This window comes from Ensifer sp. 38_S197 (genome assembly GCF_056924495.1).
On record NZ_JBXOVZ010000002.1, the window covers coordinates 2,565,242 to 2,589,179 of the forward strand.

At 63.4% G+C, this 23,938-nt stretch carries 13 protein-coding genes and 1 pseudogene; 6 read left to right on the top strand and 8 right to left on the bottom strand.

The genetic code is table 11. The features are described from left to right. Positions 1 to 126 precede the first annotated feature (126 nt). The 4 genes and pseudogenes from AC1Z3V_RS25595 to AC1Z3V_RS25610 form a co-directional block, all read right to left on the bottom strand. On the bottom strand, positions 127 to 423 hold the full coding sequence (locus AC1Z3V_RS25595) for a hypothetical protein (RefSeq protein ID WP_483502453.1): 297 nt from the start codon (positions 421 to 423) through the stop codon (positions 127 to 129). Further along, positions 423 to 533: pseudogene (locus AC1Z3V_RS25600) on the bottom strand (DUF6117 family protein); the annotation flags it as partial. The gene AC1Z3V_RS25595 and the pseudogene AC1Z3V_RS25600, both read right to left, overlap by 1 nt. A 112-nt stretch (positions 534 to 645) precedes the next feature. Further along, complete coding sequence (locus tag AC1Z3V_RS25605; RefSeq protein ID WP_483502454.1) at positions 646 to 2,754, bottom strand: ParB/RepB/Spo0J family partition protein; 2,109 nt, start codon at positions 2,752 to 2,754, stop codon at positions 646 to 648. Positions 2,755 to 2,927: 173 nt separating this feature from the next. Continuing rightward, a complete protein-coding gene (locus AC1Z3V_RS25610; protein WP_483502456.1) occupies positions 2,928 to 4,121 on the bottom strand; it encodes a DUF932 domain-containing protein in 1,194 nt (397 codons plus the stop codon). Between the two features lie 386 nt (positions 4,122 to 4,507). Between AC1Z3V_RS25610 and AC1Z3V_RS25615 the strand changes: the two genes are divergently transcribed. The 5 genes from AC1Z3V_RS25615 to AC1Z3V_RS25635 all read left to right on the top strand — a co-directional run bounded on the left by AC1Z3V_RS25615 (position 4,508) and on the right by AC1Z3V_RS25635 (position 13,268). Continuing rightward, complete coding sequence (locus tag AC1Z3V_RS25615; protein WP_483497889.1) at positions 4,508 to 5,494, top strand: transposase; 987 nt, start codon at positions 4,508 to 4,510, stop codon at positions 5,492 to 5,494. Between the two features lie 286 nt (positions 5,495 to 5,780). Next, entirely contained in the window at positions 5,781 to 7,001 is a 1,221-nt protein-coding gene (locus AC1Z3V_RS25620; RefSeq protein WP_483502458.1) for an ATP-binding protein, read from the top strand. A 5-nt stretch (positions 7,002 to 7,006) separates the two neighbouring features. After that, complete coding sequence (locus tag AC1Z3V_RS25625) at positions 7,007 to 8,236, top strand: DUF6361 family protein (RefSeq protein WP_483502459.1); 1,230 nt, start codon at positions 7,007 to 7,009, stop codon at positions 8,234 to 8,236. Then, a complete protein-coding gene (locus tag AC1Z3V_RS25630; protein WP_483502460.1) occupies positions 8,233 to 10,086 on the top strand; it encodes a hypothetical protein in 1,854 nt (617 codons plus the stop codon). Before AC1Z3V_RS25625 ends, AC1Z3V_RS25630 begins: the two co-directional genes overlap by 4 nt. Then, positions 10,083 to 13,268 (top strand): helicase-related protein, encoded by a 3,186-nt coding sequence (locus AC1Z3V_RS25635; protein ID WP_483502461.1) that lies wholly within the window; start codon positions 10,083 to 10,085, stop codon positions 13,266 to 13,268. Before AC1Z3V_RS25630 ends, AC1Z3V_RS25635 begins: the two co-directional genes overlap by 4 nt. 69 nt (positions 13,269 to 13,337) lie before the next feature. On the opposite strand, the gene AC1Z3V_RS25640 is transcribed toward AC1Z3V_RS25635, so the two are convergent. Genes AC1Z3V_RS25640 through AC1Z3V_RS25655 form a run of 4 tightly spaced genes read right to left on the bottom strand, consistent with a single transcriptional unit; the run spans position 13,338 to position 22,908 of the window. Continuing rightward, positions 13,338 to 16,679: a DEAD/DEAH box helicase gene (locus tag AC1Z3V_RS25640; RefSeq protein ID WP_483502462.1), complete on the bottom strand. Its 3,342-nt coding sequence runs from the start codon at positions 16,677 to 16,679 to the stop codon at positions 13,338 to 13,340. A 14-nt stretch (positions 16,680 to 16,693) separates the two neighbouring features. Next, on the bottom strand, positions 16,694 to 20,089 hold the full coding sequence (locus AC1Z3V_RS25645; RefSeq protein ID WP_483504147.1) for a UvrD-helicase domain-containing protein: 3,396 nt from the start codon (positions 20,087 to 20,089) through the stop codon (positions 16,694 to 16,696). Beyond that, on the bottom strand, positions 20,089 to 22,743 hold the full coding sequence (locus tag AC1Z3V_RS25650; RefSeq protein WP_483504148.1) for a PD-(D/E)XK nuclease family protein: 2,655 nt from the start codon (positions 22,741 to 22,743) through the stop codon (positions 20,089 to 20,091). The genes AC1Z3V_RS25645 and AC1Z3V_RS25650 overlap by 1 nt, the downstream gene beginning before the upstream one ends. A 21-nt stretch (positions 22,744 to 22,764) precedes the next feature. Then, positions 22,765 to 22,908 (bottom strand): hypothetical protein, encoded by a 144-nt coding sequence (locus AC1Z3V_RS25655; protein ID WP_004434301.1) that lies wholly within the window; start codon positions 22,906 to 22,908, stop codon positions 22,765 to 22,767. 129 nt (positions 22,909 to 23,037) lie between these two features. On the opposite strand from AC1Z3V_RS25655, the gene AC1Z3V_RS25660 reads away from it, so the two are divergent. Further along, positions 23,038 to 23,922 (top strand): BrxR family helix-turn-helix transcriptional regulator, encoded by an 885-nt coding sequence (locus tag AC1Z3V_RS25660; RefSeq protein WP_483502463.1) that lies wholly within the window; start codon positions 23,038 to 23,040, stop codon positions 23,920 to 23,922. The last annotated feature ends 16 nt before the right edge of the window (positions 23,923 to 23,938 follow it).

Consider the following 23,938-nt stretch of genomic DNA (forward strand, 5'->3'; position numbering starts at 1 on the left):
AGGAGCCCGGATGACGCTCTCTCTCGACCGCCCGGACTCATCTCGTTCCGGCGGGCCTCTTCCTCTCGACGTCGCGACCGCGACATGAAAACAGCGCCCGGCCGCAAGGCGAGGCGCTGTGAAGGCTCAGTTCCAGAGCCCGTCGGCAATCTCGCGGGCGATCAAAGCACGCGCCTTGCGCATCACTGTGTCGCCGCTCGTATCGACATGCCCGAAGAACCGGGCTCGGGCGCCGTTTTCGGTCCAATCGGAATAGGTGCAGTATTCCTTGGCATCGAGCCGGAATGCGCGAAGGTCGCTCGCCCAATGAGGCTTTGGCTCGACGATGACGGTGACACCGCCAGAAGTTTCCGGCCAAGGCAGCGACCGTTCCGGCGGCGGGCGTGTGCGATCGTCCGCGAAGATTGTTTCGACATCGGTCATCACGCCTCTCCTTGTGCATCAGGGCGCAGGAAGGCCTGGGGATCGTTGGCGTCTGGCGGTAGGTAGGCGTCGTAGGGGTTCCCGTCGGCGAGATGACCGAAAGGCGTGAAATAGTCAGCCATGTGTGGCTCCTGAAAAGAAAACGCCCGGCACAAGTGGCCGGGCTGACGGAAGATCGAGAGGGAAGGGGCGGGGCGACCGAAGTCGCCCCGCGTCGGTGCGCTATTCGGCTGCGACGGCGTGCAGAGCTTCGTCCTCTTCCTCAGAGGGTTCGTCTTCCTCATCGGTAAGGAAGGCCGGGAGCGCCTCGTCGCATTCGCCATCGGTTGTGCGCTCGTCATGGTTGGCGAGGCGCAGCGGCTCGGGGAGCCAGCCGGTGTCGGCCAACAGGCGCTCGGCCTCCTTCGCCATGTCTCCTTTCTTCAGGTGCTCGATAAGCTGAGCAGCTCGTTCGCCCGCGCCTTCACGCACAGCCTCAAGGATACGGGGCTTGGTCACGCGACCGAGATAGTTGCCGACGGTCGGCCTCCATCCTGCCGTCACCATGTCGAGCCCGGTAGCGTGTGCGAGCCGGTCTGCCTGGGCAAGCCGCACATCCAGCCCATGCTGGCTGACACCAGATCCGCTGTAAGGATTGGGCCGTTCATAGAGCGCGTTAACGCCGAAGCTGACACAGTGGGCGAGGAGATCGAGCCGGGTGCCGTCGTCGAGCGCTTCCAGCCAGTCCCACAGCGCCTGATCGTCGGCGGGAACATGATCGCCCCAACGCTCGTGCCGGTCATTTTGGGAACGAGCGGCAAGGCTTTCCTTCATTTCGTCGGACTGGATCGAGAAATAGAGATGGCGGACGCTGGCCTCCAGGCAGCCAGTCGGCGCGGTGTGACGGAAGGCATCCGAGACCAGCTTGTGCAGCAGCATGGTCATGGCGATGTGCGGATTGTTGGCGACAGCATCGCGCAAGGCCAGCGTGCGATGCGCGGTCAACTCGATGACGAGGCGTTCGGGTAAAGGCTTCAGTCCTTCCTCCTCGTCCTCAGTCTCGGTCTCGACGGGCTGACCGCCGAGCGTAATGACGGCGCGTTGCACGACCGGCTCCGTGCCATCGCAGCTATCCGTATCGCCGGCCGGGTCGATTTCCATGAGAGCTTCGTCCTCGGGCCGGACATAGCCGCGATCGATGGTGAGGGTGCCGTTCGACGCGATACTGATGAATACGCCGGCGATCGGGATCTCGGCGGAGTCAAAGAGGGTCGGACGGTTGTCGAAGGCCGCCAGCGCGGTCTCGATCTCGCCCATGCGCACGTCGATCTCGTCGGGCAGTTCGTCTGCGTCCTGATATTCGACCTCGATACGGGCATATTCCTCTTCGAGCGCGTCGATCGTCGCCAGTTCCTCCTCAGTGAGGTCGGGCTTGGCGCCGTTGATCTTGCGCAGGCCGTGGCTGAAGCCGAACGGCAGGCTGAGCGCGATCTCGACCCATTTCCATCCCTCGGCGGCGACGGTCTCCGCCTCGGCCTTCAGCTTTTCGTCAACAAGGCGGTTCAGCAGCACCGGGTCCTGCAACCAGCCGCCATCGTCGGCCTCGAACAGGTCACGCAGCACGCAACCGCCGGCATCCTCATAGGCGGCAACGCCGACGAAGCGTACACGCTTGTCGGATGCAGCTACCGTATCCTCGGTCAGCATCCTGCGGATGTGGAAAGGTTGGTTCTGCCAACTGGCGCGGATGATCTCCCAGACTTGTTCCTGGCGAGAGTGGTCGTCGCTGATGGTGAACGCCATGAGCTGTTCGAGCGACATGGCGTCCTCGGCGTAGAGATCGAGCAGGACTGGGGCGACCGAAGCGAGTTTTAGGCGCTGCTTCACGATCTGCGGGGCGATAAGAAAGGCGGCCGCGATGGCCTCTTCGGTCATGCCCTTCTCGCGCATTGCCCGGAAAGCACGGTACTGGTCGAGGGGGTGAAGCGGGGCGCGTTCGAGGTTTTCAACCAGGGACACCTCATCGATCAGAATGTCGCTGTTGGCGTCGCCGACGACGCAGGGCACCGCTGCGGTCTTGGACAGGCGCTTCTGCTTCACGAGAAGTTCGAGGGCGCGATAGCGGCGTCCGCCAGCGGGCACTTCGAACATGCCGGTCTCGGTGCCATCGGCGTCGAGGACGGGACGGACGTGGAGGCTCTGGATAAGGCCGCGTCGGGCGATGGATTCGGCCATCTCCTCGATCGATACACCGGCCTTCACACGCCGGACGTTGGACTGGCTGAGTACCAGCTTGTTGAAGGGAATGTCGCGCGCCGACGACAGGACGATCTTCTGAACGGCAGTTGCCATGGTCTTTACTCCGCGACGGGCGCCGAGAGCCTCTCTCTCGATCCGAACCCGTCACGAAGCGAAGCGCCGCCCTCTTCCTCTGAAGGGAGCAGCGCCGCCGTACCGGAAAAACGTGGAGGCAGAGAAATACGAAGCCGGAGATACGGAGAAGCGGATTTCCGGCTTCGGGGGAATCAGGAGGCCCGGTCCAGGAGCTTTTTCGCCTTGGCCTCCATATCGAGGCGGGCGTCCTGATGGGGCTTGGTGCGCGCGAGCGCGGTGATGCCCTGGACGAAATCGAAGATCGACTCGGGCGGCCGACCTTCTTCGGCCAACACCGTGTCGATAATCTTGCCGGTCTCGGCCTTCGAGAAGCCGCGGCGGCGCAGGAAGTCCGTGCGATCTTCGTCGGTCTTGGCCACGATCCGTTCGCGGGCCGCTTTGATGCCGTTGACGAAGGGCATGGGCGACGAGTTCGCGAAGTTCAGCAGTGCCGGCGCCGCCTCATGGGCGAAGCGCGAGGCGGCGTATTTGCTGTGGCGAATGGTGATTTCCTCGAAATCCTCGACGCCCCACAAATTTCGATTTTGGCACACCGCCCGGAGATAAAAGGACGCAATCCCAAGAGTTTTCGCGCCCACCTCGCTGTTCCAAGCATAAAATCCCCGGAAGTAGAGATCGGGCGATCCGTCCGGCAAGCGGCCGGCTTCGATCGGGTTCAGATCGTCGACGAGAAAGAGGAAGACGTCGCGATCGGAGGCGTAGAGCGTGGTGGTATCCTTCGAAATATCGACGTGGGGATTGTAGATCCCGCTTGACCAGTCGAGCACGCCGGGGACTTTCCAGCGCGTATCACCCGTGCCGTTGCCCGCGATACGCTGTACGGCCTCCACGAGTTCGTAGTCATAAATCCTGCCGTAATCGGGTCCGGTCACGGCGCGCAGCTCGACCCGCCCGTCCTCGATCTCGAAGGTTTTGATCTGCTCGGCCCTGTGTGATGACAGACCATATTGCAGGTTGATTCCGGCGAGCGCGGCGGGAAGCTGGCGCAGATAGGCGGCCGGCGCGCCGACCAGACTGGCGAGTTGGCCAAAGCTCCAGTGCGTCGGCGCAATGGGAGCATCGGCGCCCGGCAGGATCAGCGCCAGGCGCTCGGGGTCGGAGCGGCTCGCCTCGACATGGATCAGTTCGCTCTCCAAGACGCGCGTGCGGCTGCGTTCGGAGCGTCCGCGAACGGTGCGCGCCAGGTCCGACAGGGACAGATAGCGTTCGTCGTCGGGGCGCGAAAACCATTCGGACGAGACGCGCCCGACGCGCTGGCCACGAGTGACATCGACCTTGTAGCCGCCGCTCACGTCACGACGGGCTTCCAGAACCTGCATATTCATGGGACGAAACTCCATGACGGGCGCCGGAAGCCTCTCTCCCGGCCTTTAACCCGTCACGGAAAACCCGGCCACTCTCTCACTCTATAGGGGGCGTTGCGGGGATCTCCCCGCAGAAGGGGTCGGACGAGACCATGGCTCGGCCGCAGGGGAAGGCCTTCCCATATGCGCTAACTTAAGGCTCGACACGAGGAATCGTTGTGTGATTCCTCAGTGAGATGCGAGCAACTGATTCCATCGAAACGGACTGGCAGTCTCTGGTCTCGAGACTGTCGAATGTTATTGACCTCGAGGCGACAGCACGTGCGTCGGGCGCACTTGTGCGGCGTCGCTGCATCGGTAATTCGTCGACTTTGCTGCGACTGGCGTTAGCCTATGGTCCTGGCGGGATGAGCCTGCGTTCGGCGGCCGCATGGGCGGGGTTGAACGATGTGGCGAAGCTTTCCGATGTCGCTCTTTTAAAACGCCTTCGGGGGTCAGCCGAGTGGCTGGGAAGCATTGCGGGGGCTCTTCTCGCAAACGTTTCCAGAACAAGCCCTTCGATGACGGGTCGCCGCTTACGTATCACGGACGGCAGTTCGATCTCGTGCCCCGGTAGCGCTGGCACGGACTTTCGGCTTCATGCCACATACGAGCCTGCACTTGCGCGTTTCACGCATCTGGAGCTCACCGATGCTCATGGCGGCGAAGGTTTCTCTCGCGTTCCAATCCATCAAGGCGACATCATTATCGGGGACAGGGGCTATGCCCGCGCCCCATCGCTGGAAAAGGTGGTTTCGGCTGGAGGCGACTTCATCGTCCGCACGGGTTGGGCGAACGTACGGTTGACAACACTGGATGGTCAACTGGTGGATTGGGACGCTATTTACAAGCCGATGCAGCCCGGAGAGGCTTGCGACATCGACGTTCTCGTCGAGCATGCAGGGCGCAAAAGCAAAGGTTGGGGTAAGCCGATCTTCCAAGCTCGGCTCATTGTCATGCGTAAGAACGCGGGGGCGACCGAGAAGGCCCAGAGGGTCGCCAGAAAGGGGTTTCAGCGACGCCGAAACAACGGAGAAATGCAACCGATGACCATGACAGCGGCCGGCTTCGTCATGTTGCTGACGTCTATCCCTGTGAAGGAAATGGGTGCTGAACATATCCTTCAAACCTATCGGATCCGATGGCAGGTCGAGCTTGCATTCAAGCGGCTCAAGAGCGGATTGGGCATACACAGGCTTCCAGCCCGCGATCAACGCCTCGGCCGAAGTTGGCTGATGGCTCACCTGATCCTGGCGCTGATGATTGACGAGACCATGAACGAGGTTCTCGACTCTCCCCCCTGTGAGGAAGACACAGGAAAAAACCAGAGTACCTTCGCTCTGGAGATTGTTTAAGCTGCTGAAGTGCACAATCCTCGCAGCCATTTTACGCCCCTTGCGGCGCAGGAAAATCTCCGTGCTCTTGCCTGATATAATTCGTCATCTTTGCGATCCGCCACGAAAGCGAAAAAGCCAGTTCGCTGCGGCCATCCCAGTCAGACAACCCTTAAGTTAGCGCATATGGGAAGGCCTTCCCCTTCACCCATTCCCGGATCACGGCTCTGCCATTTCCAATCTACGGGTCATTGACTTCCAATTATCATGCCTCATAGTTCCAGTCGTCAGAGAATCGGAAACAGGCATGTACGAACGGCTCGTCGAGCATCGGGTGGTTGAAGCCCTTTCAGACACTCCGGTGGTCCTGATCGTGGGACCACGCCGGGCGGGCAAGACCACGCTTGTCCGGAAGATGGGTGAAACGGGCCGGAGCTATATCACGCTCGACGACCAGACGGTGCTCGACGCTGCGCAGTCCGATCCGGCCGGCTTCATTCGCGGTCTGGATCTCGCGATCATCGACGAGATCCAGCGCGCGCCCGATCTGCTGCTGGCGATCAAAAAGACAGTGGACGAGGACTATCGCCCCGGCCGCTTCCTCCTGACCGGCTCGGCCAATGTGCTGACCTTGCCGCGGGTTGCCGACAGCCTGGCGGGCCGGATGGAAACCATTCGAATGCTCCCGCTGGCTCGGGCGGAAATAACAGGCCAGACGCCGACCTTTCTGGAGCGTCTGTTCGCGGGGAAACTCCAGGGGGACCGTGAGGCGATTGTTGGTGACGACCTCATCCAGCTCGCCCTGTTCGGAGGCTTTCCCGAGGCGATCGGTCGTGAGAGCGAACGGCGGCGGCAGGATTGGGCGAGATCCTATCTAACCTCGGTTCTCACACGCGACCTTAGGGACATTGCCGAGATCGAGAAGCTGACCGAGCTGCCGAAATTCGTTCGACTGCTCGCGGAGCATTCAGGGCAGTTGGTCAACTACTCGCAGTTCGGGTCCAGCATCAATGTCAGCCACAAGACAGGACAGCGCTATGTCGCGCTGCTGGAGCAGGTTTTTCTCGTCTCGACATTGCAGCCTTGGTACACGAACGCACTGAAGCGGATCGCCAAGACGCCAAAGCTGCATTTCCTCGACTCCGGCCTCCTCGCCACGGCGCGCGGGTTGACCTTCGATCGGGTGAAGACGGATCGTGGTGTATTTGGCGCGCTTCTTGAAAGCTTCGTGTTCGCCGAAGTCCTGAAGCTCATGAGCGCGTCCGACCTGCGACTGACGCCATATCATTTTCGCGACCAGCAGATGCATGAGGTGGATATCGTCCTGGAACGCGACGACGGCATGATCGTGGGGATCGAGGTCAAGGCGTCAGCGACGGTGAAGTCCAGCGATTTTGCCGGACTGCGGACATTGGCCGAAGCATGCAAGGACCGGTTCGCCTACGGCGTCGTGCTCTACGACAGCACCGATCTCGTGCCCTTCGGCGACAGGTTGGCCGCAGCGCCATTGTCCGCTTTGTGGGGGTGAGGGCGGTGCATCAATCGGCAAAATCGCTCCGTACAAGGCGCAGCCCGCCGATCGAGCCGGCTTTGGGATGGACCTATCTGTCGCGCGAGGCGCTGGCGCGAGCCAAGGCGCAGATGGACGAAGAGTCCATGGGCGTGCGCGACGAGATCGGCTTTCTGACGATCCACCAGCGTTATGCCGACCGCTTCTTTCCGGGCACATCGGTGCTGCACACACGCGCCCGCTACGCGCTCTTCGTGCCCTGGCTGTTCGAGGATCTGGCGGGCCTGACCGGACCGGCTGCCGAGCGCGCTTTGCGCGAACGCCAAAGAGAGCTTGCCGGCCGGCTCAGGGACGCGGGCGAATCCCAGGTGATCGGGGGGCGCGTGTTTCCCAAGCCGTCGAGCCAGCCACCATCGACCGTGTATTGGAATGCACTCGCCGTTTGGGGAATATTGCGACCACGCCTGGATGGACGGACCATCTCGCGTGCGCAGGCACACAGGCTGCTGAAGAGCGCGGGTTCGGCTAGCGACGACGATGGTCATCCGCTTGTCAGTTTCGACCCGCCGTTCGTGCCGCTTCCCGATCGACCGGACAATTGGAGTGGCGGCCACATCACGCTTCGGATGGCGGCCGCGGAAGCGGCATTCCTGCGTGAGCGGCTCATTCAGTTGCGCCACAATGGTAGCCATGAGCTGTCCCTACTTGCGAGACTGGTCCGGACCGAGGCTGCGGCGCCATCAGAGATGTGGGGTGACGAGGTTCGCGCGGTCGCTGGTCCCGATCAGGCCGCGCTTGCAAGGGCACGGCAGGCTGCAAGTCTCGCGGGCGTAGGGCGTGCCATCTATGACGGGCTTCTGGAACGTGTCGTCGAGACAGAAGACAAGCGGGAGATATCGACCCGGCATCGTGACCATCTCGCCGCGATCATCGAAGAGCACGGTTCCATCGCGGCCAAGCTCGATGTCGATGCGCTTGAGACGGACATCGGTGCGCTGCCGTCCAAATTGCGTGCCGTACTGAGAGCCACGAAGGACTGGATAGCGTCGAAATCGCAGAATCCCGCTCCGCTTTTCGACGTCTATGCGGCTGCTGAAGCCCGCAAGGGGCCGCGCGCGCGGCTTGCTTTGACTGTCAATGGACGGGATCGACGCTTCGAATGGTTGACAGACGAACATGGTCTCGCCGGGCCGCTCCACTATAGATGGGGGCAAGTCAGCACGCTCCTTGACGATCTGGCGGACGCCGAATGAGCGGGGCGGTCGATAGCTGGCCGGCGCTCTCGTTCCTTGAGGGGTTGCGTCCCGGTCCGGATGAGAGCGTCGAGCTGGCCCTGCTGGCGTCCTATTCGGCGGATCTCGGATCGATCGGTGCGACCTTGCTCGCTCTGGCAGGCAAGGACACAGATGCGGGCCGAGGCAGCCCGTCTGATTTCGCCGATGCGGTCGAGCGGCTGCGCGGCAAAGTGCGCATTGTCATTCAGCGCGGACGGCTTGCGAAAATGCGCCGGACCCCGCGCATCGCGGCCGTGCTGGATCAGTTCGTGCGCGAAGTCGATTTCGATGAGGCGACCCATAGCTGGCACCCCAAGGCCGCCCTGGTGCAAACGCGCAGCATGGACGGCGAGATCGGCTGGCGGCTCTGGATCGGGAGCCGAAATCTCACCGAATGCGTGAACCGCGACATCGGGCTGCTGCTTGTTTCCGCTGCCAGGGGTGGCGCCCCGATTCCCGGCGCGGAAGAGCTGGCGCGCGGGCTGGCTGACAGGGCCACGCTCAAAGGGGTGCGTTCCGCTTCCCTTGCAGCGACGATTGCGAAGGTGGCCTGGCGGGCGCCAGCAGGCGTGCGCGTCGAACGGATTCGCTGGTCGGCCGGAACGGGAGACCAGGCGGTTCCTGTTCCGCCGGCGGGGACGGACGAGGTCGTGGTGGTGAGCCCCTTCATCGACAAGAATTTCCTCGCCCGGCAGATACCGAAGGGAGCGAGGCCGGCGCGAAGCGTGCTGCTGACGACAATGCGGGAGATCGAGCGGATCGGCCCCTCGCTGGCGGCGTTTGACGATCTGCGCGCGCTCGATGCGCCCGACTATCCCATTGGCGATCCCGAACCCGCATCACAGCTCGCCGCGTTGCCGGTTGATGCCGGCGCGGCCGGCGATGAGGAAGAGGAAGTCGGCCGCGGCCTTCATGCCAAGCTGTTGTTCATGCGTTCTGGGCGCAAGCGGACACTATGGCTCGGAAGCGCGAACGCGACGCTGCGCGCCTGGACCGGACGCAACGCCGAGGTGACGGCCGAGCTGGAGGTTTCCGAGTCCGTCGAGAAAGGTCTGAAGGCGCTTCTCGGCTCAGCGCGTCCTGTTGAAGCACCTGGCGTGGAGCATTCGCCCGATGCGGCGACGCTGGAAGAGGAGGCGCTCGAACGCGCGCGCGCCCAAGTGGCGGCGCGCTGGGCGGCAGAACTCAGCATCGACAACGAAGGGATGCGCCTCACTCATCGTTCCGATCTTCATCCTGGTGGACCGCATCCCAATGACGCTGACATCCTGCTGGAAGTCGGCGCGCTTCACGGCGATCTTCTGGTCTGGCCGGCACAGCAACCTGACATGCTTCTGGGGCCTGTCGCTCCCGCGGAACGAAGCGAGTTCGTGCGGTTGCGGGTCAGCCGTGGTGACAAGGGGCTTTCGTGGCTGCAACGCGCGCCGGCCGAGCCGCCTTTCGGGGAGGATCGCGACCGCGCCGCATTCGTGCGTTTTCTCGGAGCCAGAGGGTTTCTTCTCTGGGTGGCCGGATTGCTTGCCGAGGACGATCGGCAGGGCGAGGGTGACTGGACGAATGACGAGCCGCAGGAACGCGCCGGTTTGCTAGCGAACCCGGCGCTGGACGCATCGCTGCCGACCTTGGAAGAGATGTTGGCTGCATGGGCGCGCGATCCAGACAAGTTCCGCGAGATCGAGCGGCGAGTCTCTCAATATCTGCCTGCCGTGCTTGAGCAGGCCGGACAGGAAGACCCGCAAACCGCGGAGATGTTGAGACGCTTTGAAGCGTTGTGGGGCAAGGTTCGAAGTGGGCTTGGCGCTTCCGAGATCAAGGGCAGACGCCGATGAGCGCGCCCAAGCCATTCCAGGAAGCTGCTGTCAATGCGGCGCTCGCAGCCTTCGAGGATCTGACCGGGCGCCGCCGTTTTCTGGTGGCCGATGAGGTCGGCCTTGGAAAGACGGTCGTGGCGAAGGAACTGGCTCGCCGCATGTCCGAGGACGGCCATCGACCTTTGGTGATCTACTACATCGCCAATGGGCACGCGGTCTCGCATCAGAACAAGGGCCGGGTTGTTGGCTTCCTGAGCGATTCCCAACGTAAGGCCGCAATTGCAACTCCGGATCGACTTTCGCTGATTGCGATCGCCAAGCAGCCGGACAATCCCGTTCTCATCTACGCCTTGACCCCCGCGACGTCCTTTCCGGGAGCGCGCGCGCGTCTCACGGGAGGACGCAAGGAAGAGCGAGCGTTCCTCAAGGTGTTGCTTGAGCAGACCTATCCTGCGTTTGCCCGCGATCTTGACCCGGACATATTGCGGCTCAGCGCGCGAGGTTCGTGGGACTGGGCCGTCAGGGATGCGGAGAGCAAATTCGCGGCTTCGCCGCCCCATCTTCGCCAACGGTTTCGCGAAGCCCTGGCGGCCGAATTCGGTGAGCCGGTACGCGCGATGCTCGATCTGGCGGTTCGGGGCGATACGAAGAGAAAGGTCAATGCGCTCAAACCGACCACCTTTGTTGGCCGCCTCCGACGCGCTCTGGCGCTGGCAACGCTGCGCCATCAGCCTCCTGATCTGGTCGTTCTCGACGAGTTTCAGCGTTACCGGCAAATTCTCGACGAGAAGGACGCCGATCCGCTTCTGCAAGCGCTTTTGGAACCCGAGGGCTCGCTTGTTCCACCTGCGATCCTGTTGCTCAGTGCGACGCCGTATCGGCTCCTAAGCACAAGATGGGAGGAGGCGCGCGGTGCGCTCGCCCATACGGAACTTCTGGACCTGATCGAGTTCCTGGCCGGCCTCGATGTTCGAGAGCGCGCCAAGACGCTGTTTGCCGATTTCGGCGACAAGTTGCGTGACATTGCGGCGCATTCCGATGTGAACCATCCAGAGTTGGGGCGCGAGGTTGCTGAAGCGTCTAGGCTGAGGGATGAGCTTCGCGGACTGCTGACGCCCGTGATGTCGCGGACGGAGCGGGATAGTGTGGCGTCGGCCGACCCGCTCGCCGCAACGCAATTCCTTGATGCCGACCCATCGCCCGAGGATTTTCAGGTCTACCGGCATCTCGTGGAGAGTTTCGCCGAGCCGATGCGCTATGAGGCGTTGCCATATTGGTCCTCGGTTCCGTTGCCGGCTCAGGCCCTTGGCCCTCGCTATGCGGCCTGGAAGCGCGCCAAGATCAAGGCAGCGCCGAAGCTCACGCGGATGACGCGCGATCGCCGTAACAAACTCGATGCTCCAACCGCATGGCCCGACGCGAAGCTCCGCGCGCTTAGCAATGTTGCCCCGCCGAAGCTGCTGTCGCTCCCCTGGGTCGCCCCGTCGCTTCCTTGGTGGCCACTCGGCGGAGGTTGGAAGAGCACGGCGGCCGACCCCAAGCTGCTGATGTTCAGCCGCTTTCGAGCGACTCCGCCCAGCGTGGCTGCACTTCTGAGCTTTGGTGTGGAAGCGCACTGCCTCCCCAAGAAACATGGCGGCTATGAGAAGGCCTATAGGCGGCGGCGCTTCAAGTTGGCGGCCGTTCCCGGACCCGTGATGGCGGCGTTCCATCCATCGCCATGGCTGATCCGGAATACGGACCCGCTGGCGAAAGCCGGCGCGGCGCTCGGCGTCGTTCGCAAGGAGGTCCGGCGGCAGATTCTCGCCGCCTTGCCCAGAGGCATCATTGAGCGGGATACTGTGAAGGCCAGACGCCGGCACAGATCGATTGCGATGACGCTGGCGGCGATCGAACGGATGGCCGGTGTCGCCGAACTGTCCGCCGCAGGCTGGCGCAGCGCGATCGGTGACGATCGTGCCGCGCAGTCGGCTGTTCAAAAGTGGCGCCAGGCGCAGCCGATCGACCGGCTCTCTCCCATCGAGCTTTCGGACCTCGTGGACTATGCGATCGGGGCGCCAGGCGTCGCGCTCGGTCGGGCGTTGTTGCGGCATGACCCGACAGTTCTTGACCCAACACGCTATCCGGAGCTGGTTCAACTCAGTTGGCAGGGACTGCGCGCCTACCTCGACAATCCAGTGATCCTGTCATCGTTGGCGGGGAAAAGCGCGGTTGAGCAAGTCATGGGCGCGGTGGTGGATGGCGGCTTCGAGAGTGTTCTCGATGAGCATTGCTGGCTGCGCGCCCAAAATCTCCATGAAGGCGCTGCTGGCCTCGTCAAGGATCTGCAATCGTCGCTCGGCCTACGGGCAGGCAGCTTCAGCTTTCATGGCATTGGCGGGCCGCCGCAAAAGATTCCGGTGCGCTGTCACGTCGCGGTGCCGTTCGGTGACGCTGAGACCGAGCCCGTCGTCAAGGTGGAGGGCGGCGTGGCGCAAGCTGCTCCAGCCCGACCCGATGAAGTTCGCCGGAGTTTCAACACGCCATTCTGGCCGCACGTTCTGGCGACGACGTCCGTGGGGCAGGAGGGACTGGATTTTCACCCCTGGTGTTCGCATGTGGTTCACTGGGATCTTTCGTCTAACCCGCTTGATCTCGAGCAACGGGAAGGGCGCATACAGCGTTATGCGGGCTTGGCGGTCAGACGGCGGCTCGCAGCAACATTGCGTGACGAGGTGCTGAGAGATTCCGCACTGGGCGACGGTTCACCCTGGCTGTGTTTACAGGGGCATGCGGAGAGCTCCGTCGATGCAAGCGGCCTTCGTCCCTGGTGGGTGCTTGATGGCGCCGAAATCAGCCGCCATGTCTTCGAGCGCCCCTTTGGACGCGATGTCGTGCGTTTCGCCCAGCTTCGAGAGCAGCGTATGATCTATCGCCTCGCTCTTGGACAGCCCAATCAGGAGGATTTCATTGACGTGTTGTCGCGGGGCGGCGAGGCGACCCGCGAGCTGCTGCAACCGCTTGTCCTCGATCTTTCCGCGATGGGCTTGCGTCAGCAGATGAGGGCGGCCGCCGCAGTACCGGCTAACGGCAACGGACTGAGGTCGACCGTTGACGCATCAATTCTAAACGGCGGGGACGTGTTCGCGGCAGAGACCGAAGCGATGGCGATTAATCCGAGACCATCCGAGCCGATCCTTCCAAGCGCTGATCCGGGATGATCAGGAGTAATGTGAGGGGTGTGCCTCTCCTGACGGGGAGGCCTTGGACTCAAGGGCGCGTATGGACAATCACGCGCTGCCGATGATCCGCAGCTTCATCGCGCGTGTCTCCATCAAATAGGTTTCGACACCGGCCAAGAGGTGCAGACCTTCTTCGGTGATGGCTGTGCGGGAGAGGCCCGGCTGCACGATCCTGACGTCGAACTCGTAGCGATAGTCCTGCCAGCTTGCCTTCAGCTTCTTGAGAAAGGCGGCTGTTCCTTGCTCGAAACGCGAGCTCTGACCCTTGTCGAGACGCAGCTTTTCCCGCTTCAGCATGTGCGTGAACATGCGATGGGGGCGATCACGCCATCGGGCGGATTTCTGTGCCTGACCGCAAACCTCATAGAGATCCTTCACGCGGGCTCCCGGTGTGTCCGCGCTGGAATATTTGCAGTGATGCAGGGTCACCTGCACAAGGCCTTCCATCACGCGAAGGGTGACCACGTCGGCGATTTCGCCGGCGCCGTCGTCGTCGAAGACGAGATCATAGGCTTGATCATCGGCCAACAACGCGTCGATCACACGCCGCTGCACCGAGTCGGCGCGCTTTTCAGTTCCTTGCGCCTCGGCACGGATGTTTGTCTTGGACCAGTCCCAGACCTCGATCTGATCCGAGGGGTAGGGTTCGATGGCAACACCATCGGGCAAGGCGTAGAGGTGGCTGTAGATCAGAAGCGATCCGTCCCCGAAATCGATCTGCGGTGAATCGTCGCCGAAGGATTCCGACAGGGTCTTCACCTTGCCGCCGACCTTGATAGTCGCTTTTGGTCCCGAGCGCTGCGGGTAGCGGGCGCCGCCCTCCGCGAAAACAATCTCGAACTCGGCGACATCAACATCGCTCCGCACCGAGAAACGCAGCGGTCCAGTGCGTTCATGATCGAGCAGTTCGATATCGCATTCGGCGAATGGCACAGCCCGGTCGCCGAAGCTGATCTCTACACGGTCCTCGATCTGCGTCAGCAGCGACTCCGGCCAATGGATCGCGACCGGCGGCACGGCGGGCCGATCGCTGATCTGTCGGGGACGCATGGCGCTCTTGAAAACACCATCGGTGGTGATCCCTGGATCGTTCACAGCCTTGCCGATATCCGCACACCATTCGACCCAGTCGGTGAGATCGCGCACCGGAGAGATCGACCAGAATTTGCCCTTGGCCGAGCAGCCGCGCGAGGCGGGCACGCCATCAAGAAAACCGGTCGCAAAGACATTATTCTTGATGCGGGACTGCGACTTGGCGGTATCGAGACCATCGGCGACATCAACGCCCATGTACATGGAGTAGCGAACGCCGCGGCCCTGATGATGGGTCAGACCAAGATTGCGCAGGATGAGGCGGTTGAACCCGTGCAGGCTGCGGAAGACTTCCTCGCCCTCGACGCGGCGCGCCGTGTCACCACATATAGCTTTGGCCAGCCGGTCATAGGGGCCTTTGGCAGAACTGCTGATATAGAGGAGCTGCCGGTCGGGATCCCAGTGTATCATGTGCAGATCCCAGATGACGTTGATGGCGTGCTGAGTGGTCGTCCAGCCCGCCTGCTCCTCCGAGCGGGTGACGAAGATAGCGACGCGCTGGTGCGGATTGACCTTCATGCCGAGATAGACGCCGGGATTATACAGGTCTTCGGCGCGCAGCGGTTCCCAGGCGTCGCAAGACGTCCGGTAGACGACCGCGTTCATTTTCGGTTCGAGCGTCTGGAGCGGAATATCGCTGAGGTCGCCGACGAAGCCCTTGAACATCTCGGCGCGCCGAACCTGCCGATCGATTTTTGCGGTGCTGAGCGCTTCGACCAGCGCGTTCCAATCGGCGTCCTCCGCGTAGAGCTTGGCGAGCGACCGGTCGATATCGTCCACGCCAGTATTGGCGATGACAGTAGCATCGCCCAGGCGCGGGTCCTGGCGGGTGAACCGGCCGACGAACTGGATGGTGACAGCGATGCTCTTGTGTGGATCGTGCAGCGCAGCGATCTTCAGCTCCGGGAGATCGAAGCCTTCGCCCAGCATGTCGACGCAGATGATGACCCGGCTGTCGAAGCGCTTGAGCGCCGCGAGGTTCGCGCGGCGCTCGCGGATCGACTGCTGGCTGTGAACGATGACCGGCCGGAACTCGGGGAACATCGCGCTATAGAGCTGGTGGAGATCTTTGGCGCGGTCGATCGTCTGGCAGCGTGCCATGGCAAGGTGATTGAGATCCGCATCCAGATCGCCCTGCAGGACTTCGCCGAGCTTCTCGGCAATCGCAAGATCGGCATCGGCCTGGTCCAGCCCGAACACCGCCTCGAAACGGATCGGCTTAAAATAGCCCTCGGTCTGCGCCTTCTTGAGCGGATATGTGTAGATGAACTCACCGTCGACGCGCCTGCCGTCCTCACGGAAGGGGGTGGCCGTGAACTGAACGATGGGCAGGGGCGGTTCCCGATCGACAAAGAGGCCTCGGAAGCGAGCCCAGGTTGGGGCGCCGATATGATGCGCCTCATCGATGAAGAGCGCCGAAGCGCGTGCTGCCATCTGCTCCTGAACGGGTGCGTCGGCGCGCCCGGCGATCTGCATGGTGGTGACGACGACATTGGCGCTGTCGAAGATTTCATCGACCTCCGCCGGGCTCGTCGGAATATGGGACAGCCGCATGACAAGCGGAAAGGCTGCTGCGTCGGCGAGACATTGCTGTTGCCTGAGAACGCCGAAGGTCTCAAATTTGCCGGCGATCTGCTCGCGCAAGGCGTCGGTGGGCACCACCACCAGCAGCCGTTCGAAGTTCTGGTGGGCATTGAGTGCGAGCATGGTTTCGGTCTTGCCAGTGCCGGTCGGCATGACAATGGTGGCCGGATCGGTCGATCGCGTCGCATGAGCGAGTGCCGCGTGAAGCGCCCCGACCTGAGGACGCCGCAGCCCGAGCCGTGCCGGCTGGCCGGCCTCAGCGACTCGTCCTTCGCGCAAGTAAACCGCATCCCGCCAGGAGGCGGAGACAGCGGCCAGCCGATCGGCCCGCGCGGCGTTGTCGAGCGTGGCGATGTTGGCCGGCTGCACGTTCATCCAGCGGCCTTCGCCCAGTTCGAGCGCCTCTGCGATTCGTGCAGCGTCGGTTGCGCCAGGCACAAGGAGAATGAGATCGGCGTCCAGCGGCGTTGCCGTTTTCGTACTGATAATCTTCAGCGTTTCGCCCGATTTGAGGGTGGCCTCATGGCCAGTGACGCGGCGGATCGCGAAAGGGCGCAGTTTGCAGCGCACGCGCAGCGCCGGAACCGCCAACTGGCGCACGGGGCTCCCCAGCACCTTGCCGTCTATGGCAAGGCGAGGGGGCAGCAGGAGCTCGACCTCGGGATTGAAGAGATCGTCCTGGCTGGAACTGGCGGTGCGCTTGCGGGTGGCCATCGGGGCGTCCTCTGTCAGGCGGCCATCGTCTGCGGCGAGGGCGCGACGATGATTACCGTTGCGCTCGTCATCAGGACGATCAGGCCCTGTTCGGCGCCGGTCATGTCGAGATAGGCGCGCACCTGCGCCCGATAGTGATCGAGCGTTCGCGGATCTGGGTTCACGTCGCTCTTCCAGTCGATGACCACGACCGGCTGGCCATCGGGGTTGACCGTCAGCGCATCGGCGATGCCCGCCGTCGCGACAAGTTCGGTGTCTTCGCCGCGAAGAGCGTAGACCGGAAATTCGGCGAGCAGCGCGGGCCGCAGGGCCGCGATCTCCGGTAGCGCCAGCGTCCGCGTGACGCAGCCGGCGAGTTCTTCCGGGGCGAGCCCTGCCGCCGGATCGGCGACGGAGATTTTGCCGAGCGCGCGGATCAGAGTCTCGGCGCGCCTAACGAGCGCGGTAAGGTCGTCACCGGTCTCGCCGGTCAGGACCTCTTCCATCAGCTTGTGCAGGATGAGTCCGCGTTCGCGGCCCCCTTGCACGGGGGTGGGAGTTTCGATCTCGGCGGGCGGTTCGTCGTCCGAGCTGGCCCAGATGCCGGCTTCCTCCTCCATCAACACCGTACCGGTCGCATTCTCGTCGCGGCTAGGGGCCAGCCAGGTCAAATGCACCTGCCGATCGGCGATTGCGCTGGCCTCGGCGGCGAAACTGTCCCGTGTCTGATCGTTGCTGGCGCTCCCGGCCGCGACGATCGGATCGAGTGGCAAGTGCGACGCATCGAAAGCGGGAAGCTCGGTGAGGGAGAGATCGACAAGACCGATCCAGGCCGACTTGGAGGGCGCAACATCGAGCCGCGGCAGAATCAGCAGTTCCCGGGCGCGTGTCGCCGCGACATACCAGAGGCGGACGCGTTCGCGGTCCAGTTCATCCTTTTCGGCCTCACGCACAACGTCATAGCCGGACGGCACGACGCCGAGGACCGGGCAATAGAAGGTGTCGGTCTGGCGATCGATCACCGCGTTGTCGGGCGCCATCACGCCGGTCATGGTGTTAATGGGAATGACCACCGGCCATTCGAGACCTTTGGCGGCGTGCATTGTGAAGAGCGCGACGGCTTCTTCCTGCGCGTCCGGCCGGCCCTCAACTGCGCGCGCCTCATCGGTCCAGGCCGCCGTCATCGCCTCCGAGAAGGCCCGCAGGCCACGCACCGAATAGCTGGTCGAGAGGCTGAGATAGAGATCGACATTGGCGAGCGCGCGCTCGGACTGACCGCGATGGCGGTCGAGCAGAATGGGACGCAACCGCAGGACATCCACGGCTTGCGAAAGCAGTTCGTGCGGAGTCGTGCTGTTGCCGCGTCGATAGAGCGCCTGCAGCTTCTCGACGACATCGCGCGCAAGCGGATGGCCGATTGCCGCCAGGTCGACGCCAAGGTCGAGGCGAGGAATTCGGTCGGGCTCGTCCTCGGACCGGGGAAGCGCCCAGACGATGTCCAGCAGTTCCTCCTCGCTGAGCCCAACCAGTGGGCCGCGAAGAAGCGCGCCGAGCGCCAGGGTGTCACGGCGGTCGGCCAGCACCCGGGTCAGCGCAATAAGGTCTTGAACCTCCTGCCGGCGGAACAGGCCCTTGCCGGCCTGTGTCGCCACCGGAATGCCGCGCCGTTCAAGGGCTTCCTCATAGCGCCACAGGTCCGCGCCGGTGGGCGCAAGGAGGGCAATGTCGCCCGGCTGGCAGGGGCGTTCCGCACCGGCTTTGCGATCCAGAACCGGATGGCTGCCGATCAGCCGGGCGCACAGGTCAGCCACGGCATCGGCTTCGGCGTCACGCTGCCGCTCGGCGCTGGCCTTGCCGTTCTCATCGGCGACGGCGATGTCGATCGCGGCTACGCAGACGCCTTCACCGCGATCGTCGTGGAAGGGATCGAGCGCCGTGAATCCGGGCTGGCCATCCGCCGACAGGATCGCCTCGAAACGCTCGTTGACGAAGGTGAGGATCGAGGCGCAGGAGCGGAAATTGGTCGAGATCGACATGAAGCCATCGGCATCCTGCGCCTCGAAGGCAGTGCGAGCCTGGACATAGGCGCCGACATCGGCGCCGCGGAATCGGTACACGGCTTGCTTGGGGTCGCCCACGAGGAAGAGCGCGCCCGGTCGAATCCGGAAGCTGGTCCAATCCTGCGGATCGTCTCCGGGTTCGCCGCACAGGCGCCAGAAGATCTCAGCCTGCAGCGGATCGGTGTCCTGAAACTCGTCGACGAGCACCTTCGCGTACCGCTGGCCAAGAGCCTGCCGCACAGCCTCATGATCGCGCAGCAGATCGCGAGCGGCATAGATGAGGTCGTCGAAGTCAAGCTGGGCGCTGGCGCGCTTGTGCTCGTGATAGCGGTCCAGGATCGGCCGAGCCTCATCGATCAGCGCCGCGAGAACCCGACCGGAAGCTGCCTGAAGGAGGGCGTCCCAGGCCGAGCAGCACGCTTCGAAAAGAGCTTGAGCGGTATCGTTCAGTCGCTCGCCGTCAGCTTTGGACAGACCCGCCTGCTTGGCGGCAGTCGCCCACTTGCCCTTCTTCCGGTAGGAGGAAAAGGTTCCGGCCTTGGTGCAGAGATCAGGATGGGGACGCGAGACCAGCAATCCAACCAGGCCTGCGGGTGTGGCGGCTTCTGCGGCGGTCGGCAGCGCCGTTGCCATTTCGGAGAACCGTACCGCGAAGACTTCCGTTTCCGGTTCGCTGGCACCTGCGGCACGCATGAAGGCGGCAAGGTCGTCTGCCACCTGCCGGAATGCCTGCAGATGATCGGCCAGCGGTGTCACTGCTGGCGCCGCGAGGCCCCTGCGGCGGCGGAGCGCTTCTGCGATCTTGTGCATCAGCGCCACAGTCTCGCCGGGGCTGTGCAGCACCATCTCGGCCAGGATGCCGCCATGCCCACCGGACAGGCGCTCGCGTAGCCAACCATCGACGATTTCGAGAAAGGCGAGATCGGCTTGGTTGCGGTCCATGACGGCCGCACCCGGATCGATATCGGCCTCGGCGGGATAGGGCTTGATCAGGCGCTGACAGAAACCGTGGATGGTTGAACAGGTGATCTCGTCAAGCGCGGCGGTCGCCGCGATCAGATTATCGCGCTGCGCCTGCGAAAGCCCGTCGGGCAGACCCACTGCAAGCTCGGGCGCGATGTGGCCCGCGGCGAGGTCGGCGACGAAATCCCGGACGCGCGCGAGGAGCTCACTCGCCGCCAGTTCGGTGAAGGTGACTGCGGCGATTGCGCGTGGTGCAACGCCCTGCGCCAGCATGACGGCTATGCGCCCGGCCATGACAGCGGTCTTGCCGGACCCTGCACCGGCCTCGACGAGGATGGAACGATGGTGATGGCTGATTGCGTCGCGGCGGGCGCCATCATCCTTGAGAGTCATCGACATCATGTTCATCATTCCGCCTCCCAGACCTGAGCGACATCGCCGAGCCGCTCGGTCGCGGCGGTTTGTTTACGTTTGCAATATGTGGCGCTGGCATTCGCCGGCAGGGCAAAGGCGAGATCGTCATAGTCGCCGCCCGTATCCGGACCCGGCAGCGCGGCGCCGCTCGACAATGCAATTCGCGCCGCCTTCAGATAACCCGTGATCTCGGCCAGCACGGCTGCGGGATCATCGAGCTGAAGGTCCAGTGGTTCGCGCGGGTAGAGCAGCGAGGCGCTGATCGCGACGTGATCGCCCAAGAGTGCCTTGACAGCGAAGGCATAAAGACAGCGCTGAAGTTCGCGCCCGCCGTTCAGGCGGATGTCGCTCTTTGGCGGCCGGCCGGTCTTGTAGTCGCGAACGAGTGCCCGGCTACCGTCACCGGCAATGTCGAGCCGGTCGATGTAGCCCGCAATCTGGAAGCCCGTGTCCGGGATCGTCACGGGCAGGCTCGCATCCCAGGGAAGTTCCGCGTGCGACTTGGGTTCGGACCCGCCGAAGGGTACTTCGCCATAGGAGCGGCTGCCGGGCAGATGGTCGTCGCCGGAGGTGAGAGCCTGACTGGAGAGAAGGCGTGCGTCGCCAAGCGTCCGGCCCCAAATGACATTGGGCGGAACTGGCCGCTCGCTTTCCCATTCGGCAGCTACTGCGTCCGCAGCTTCGGCCACGGCTGCGTCGATGGCCGCCGCATTGGCGGAAGCGAGTCCTCCGGTCGATTCCAGATTCCGCAAGGCGCGATCAAGCACCAGATGGATGAGATCACCTGCCGCAAGTGCGTCGAGCACAAGGGGCTCGGCGCTGCTTTGCGGGGTCTTCCAACCGAAAGCGTAGCGCCAGAGGAAGCCGAGCGGGCTGCGGAGCAATGTCTTGAGCGAGCTGGCCGACTGGGTCCGCGCGAGGATCGCGAGAATAAGCGGATGATCGGGCCGCACGAGGCCATCGTGGGGCGTGACGTCGGCTCGGCGCCAGTCGCTCCAGCAAGTGCGTGCGCTGGCCGCCTGGGGATCAGCGGCGAACTCCCGCGGCCGGGCCATAAGCCGATCGGTTTCGCTGAAGGCACGCGTGGGGATCGCGTTGCGGCGCAGATAAGTTTCGTTGCCATGGCCGGCGAGCAACGGGCTCCGGCCGAGCAACCGGCCGTCGCTATCGCGCCGCGCGCGTGACAGGAGCACCTCGCCGGAGGTGGTCGCGAGGATCGTCTCGAAGTCGCGACGGTCGGCCAGGCTGACGGGAAGCGGGTCGAGCTCGATGGTCGGGATAATGTGGTCCGGGATCAGCCGGTCCTCGGAAATCCCGCGTGGCCAGCGCGAGGAGTTGAGGCCGATCAGGCGGACGAAACGGCGAGGCGATGCCGCGAGCGCACTGGCCGGCATCCAGGCGACCGAGACACATGCTTCCAGCCCGTCATCCTGTTTCAGCGTTTCGAGCGTGACATCGATCGAGGCGGCCGGCCCGGCGAGCAGCGCCTTGCGCCAGATCGACAGGGCTCGGCCCTTGAGGAAGGCTTCACCGATCTCCTGCGCCGCGTCCGGTCCCTTCGCCAGCAGGTCGACCGCCGTGCGCAACTCGGGGACATGGTTCACGCTATCGGGCCAATTGTCCGGCTTGAGGCGAGTCAGCAGGCGGTTCCAGGCCGTAGACGTGGACAACGGCGCATCGCTCGGGAGGACGCGCAACCAACCATCAGGAAGCGAGGCCAATGGCGCCGAATCCCGGCACAGGGCCGCAAGGCGGCGCAGGCGCGATTGCGAGAGACCGCGCACGACGATGTCGGCAAGCGCTGCGGCTGCTTGTCCTTCGCGGGTCGTGGCGGTCCGGACGCCGTGAACGAAATGCAGGTCGATATTGGCGTCGGCGCGCAGCGCCAGGAAATGGTCGTCATAGTCGGCTGGCGACGCCGTGGCGATCGCGATGTCGGAAGGCGAGACGCCCGACGTAAGCAACGCGCGCGCCCAGCGCATGGCCTCAATGGCTTCATGATAGGCGGTCGCGGCGCTGACGGAACTCACCGTCGGCCCTTTGGCCTTGGTCTGCACGACAATGACGCCGCTATCGCCGAGCCAGTCCGGGACGGAACGTGGACCTGCCGTCCATTGCACCGGAATCAGCGCAGCGAGTTCCTTCACCAGGGGACGCCAGCACGGAGACAGCTCGGTCAGCCCGACGATTTCCATCGAGCCGATAATAGCCGGCGCATGGGCGATACGGCTGCTGGCTGCGGCGACAATATCGACCGGACGCATCATGCCGTCGGGAAGCTGAACGAGAACGGATGCCTCCAGGCGGGCGATGGCGTCGAGACGCGGGTGACCGGTCGACCGCGCAGCCAAATCAATGCCGGAGCGCCAGGCCTTATGCAGCGTGTCTGCGGCCGCGCCGATCATGCCCGGCAGCATCTTGATGCTTTCCAGCTCACCCATCGGCGTGGCGGGAAGGACCGCCTGGATCGCCGCGCGCAGGCTTTCCTCATCGATCGGTCGGGCGAATCCACCCGCGAGTCGCACGGCGGCTTGCTCGAAGGACATGATTTGGAGGCCGTGGCGACCGCTGCGGGCGGCCGCGAGACGGGCCTCCCGCATCGCGAGGCGACCATGAATGACAAGAGTGGATCGACTCGCGGCTGTCATCGCCATTCCCCCCTTTCCGGACTACTTCTTGTTCGGGCGCTGCGTCAGCGCCGAGGCTGCCGCGCTTTTGGCCGCCTTGCTGCTCTTGGGATCCCGCAGAACCTTCGATGCGGCGCTTGCCGCTTTCTTGCTGGTCACTTCGCGGTTTGGACTACGCTTGGGCATTGCCGTTCCTCACGAATTTCGCGCTCGCCACCATTGACGAGCGGGCCTGATGCGAATAATAGTTATACGGATCGCGGCGGCTTGTCCATATACTTTTTATCCGCATGTGCGATTTGGAGGCGAAGTGTAATGGTCGAAGGCGCCACGGCGTTGAAATGGGGTGTGGAGCGCCGGCTCGAATTCATCGAGTTCCGGCTGTTCTGGGAGGGCTCGATCAATCGTGCCGACCTCGTAGAGGTATTCGGTGTGTCGGTTCCGCAGGCATCGAAGGACTTGACGCTCTATCAGGAGCGGGCGCCTGGAAACATGGAATATGACACTCGCGCCAAGCGCTATGTCGCCGCCGAGCAGTTCGTTCTGCGTTTTGTGGAGCCAGACCCCTACGTCTATCTCTCGCAACTTCGCTCGGTTGCCGAAGGCGCTGTGCCCGCGCACGATTCGTGGATTTCGGAGCTTCCGAGGGCAGATGTCGCACTGACCCCTCGGCGGGACATTGACATCAAGGTTCTGCGCAAGATCCTCGATGCCAGCCGCGAGGGCGTCTCCCTAGACATTTTCTATCAGTCGATGAACCAGGCGCGGCCGGACCCGATCTGGCGCCGGATCACGCCTCACGCTTTCGGCTATGATGGCTTCCGCTGGCACGCCCGGGCCTATTGCCACCTTGAGCACAAGTTCAAGGATTTCCTGTTGCCGCGTGTTCTGGAGGCTGGTGCGAAGGGCGAGTCGGGCGTGGCTGGTGAGCAGGACTGGCTCTGGAACAACTATTTCGATGTCATTATCGGGCCGCATCCCGCGCTCACGGCTAGTCAGAAGAAGGTCGTGGCCAAGGATTACGGGCTCGATCACGGCAATGGCGTACTCACAGTCCGGTACGCGATGCTCTTCTATGTTCTGAAGCGTCTGGGGTTGCTTGGTGACGCGGCAAAACAGAGTGCCCATACTCAGCATATCGTGACAATAAACCGCAAAGAGACTGAAGCCGCGCTTGAGAAGGCGGAGTTTCAGCTATGAATGAACGGGGGAGCGC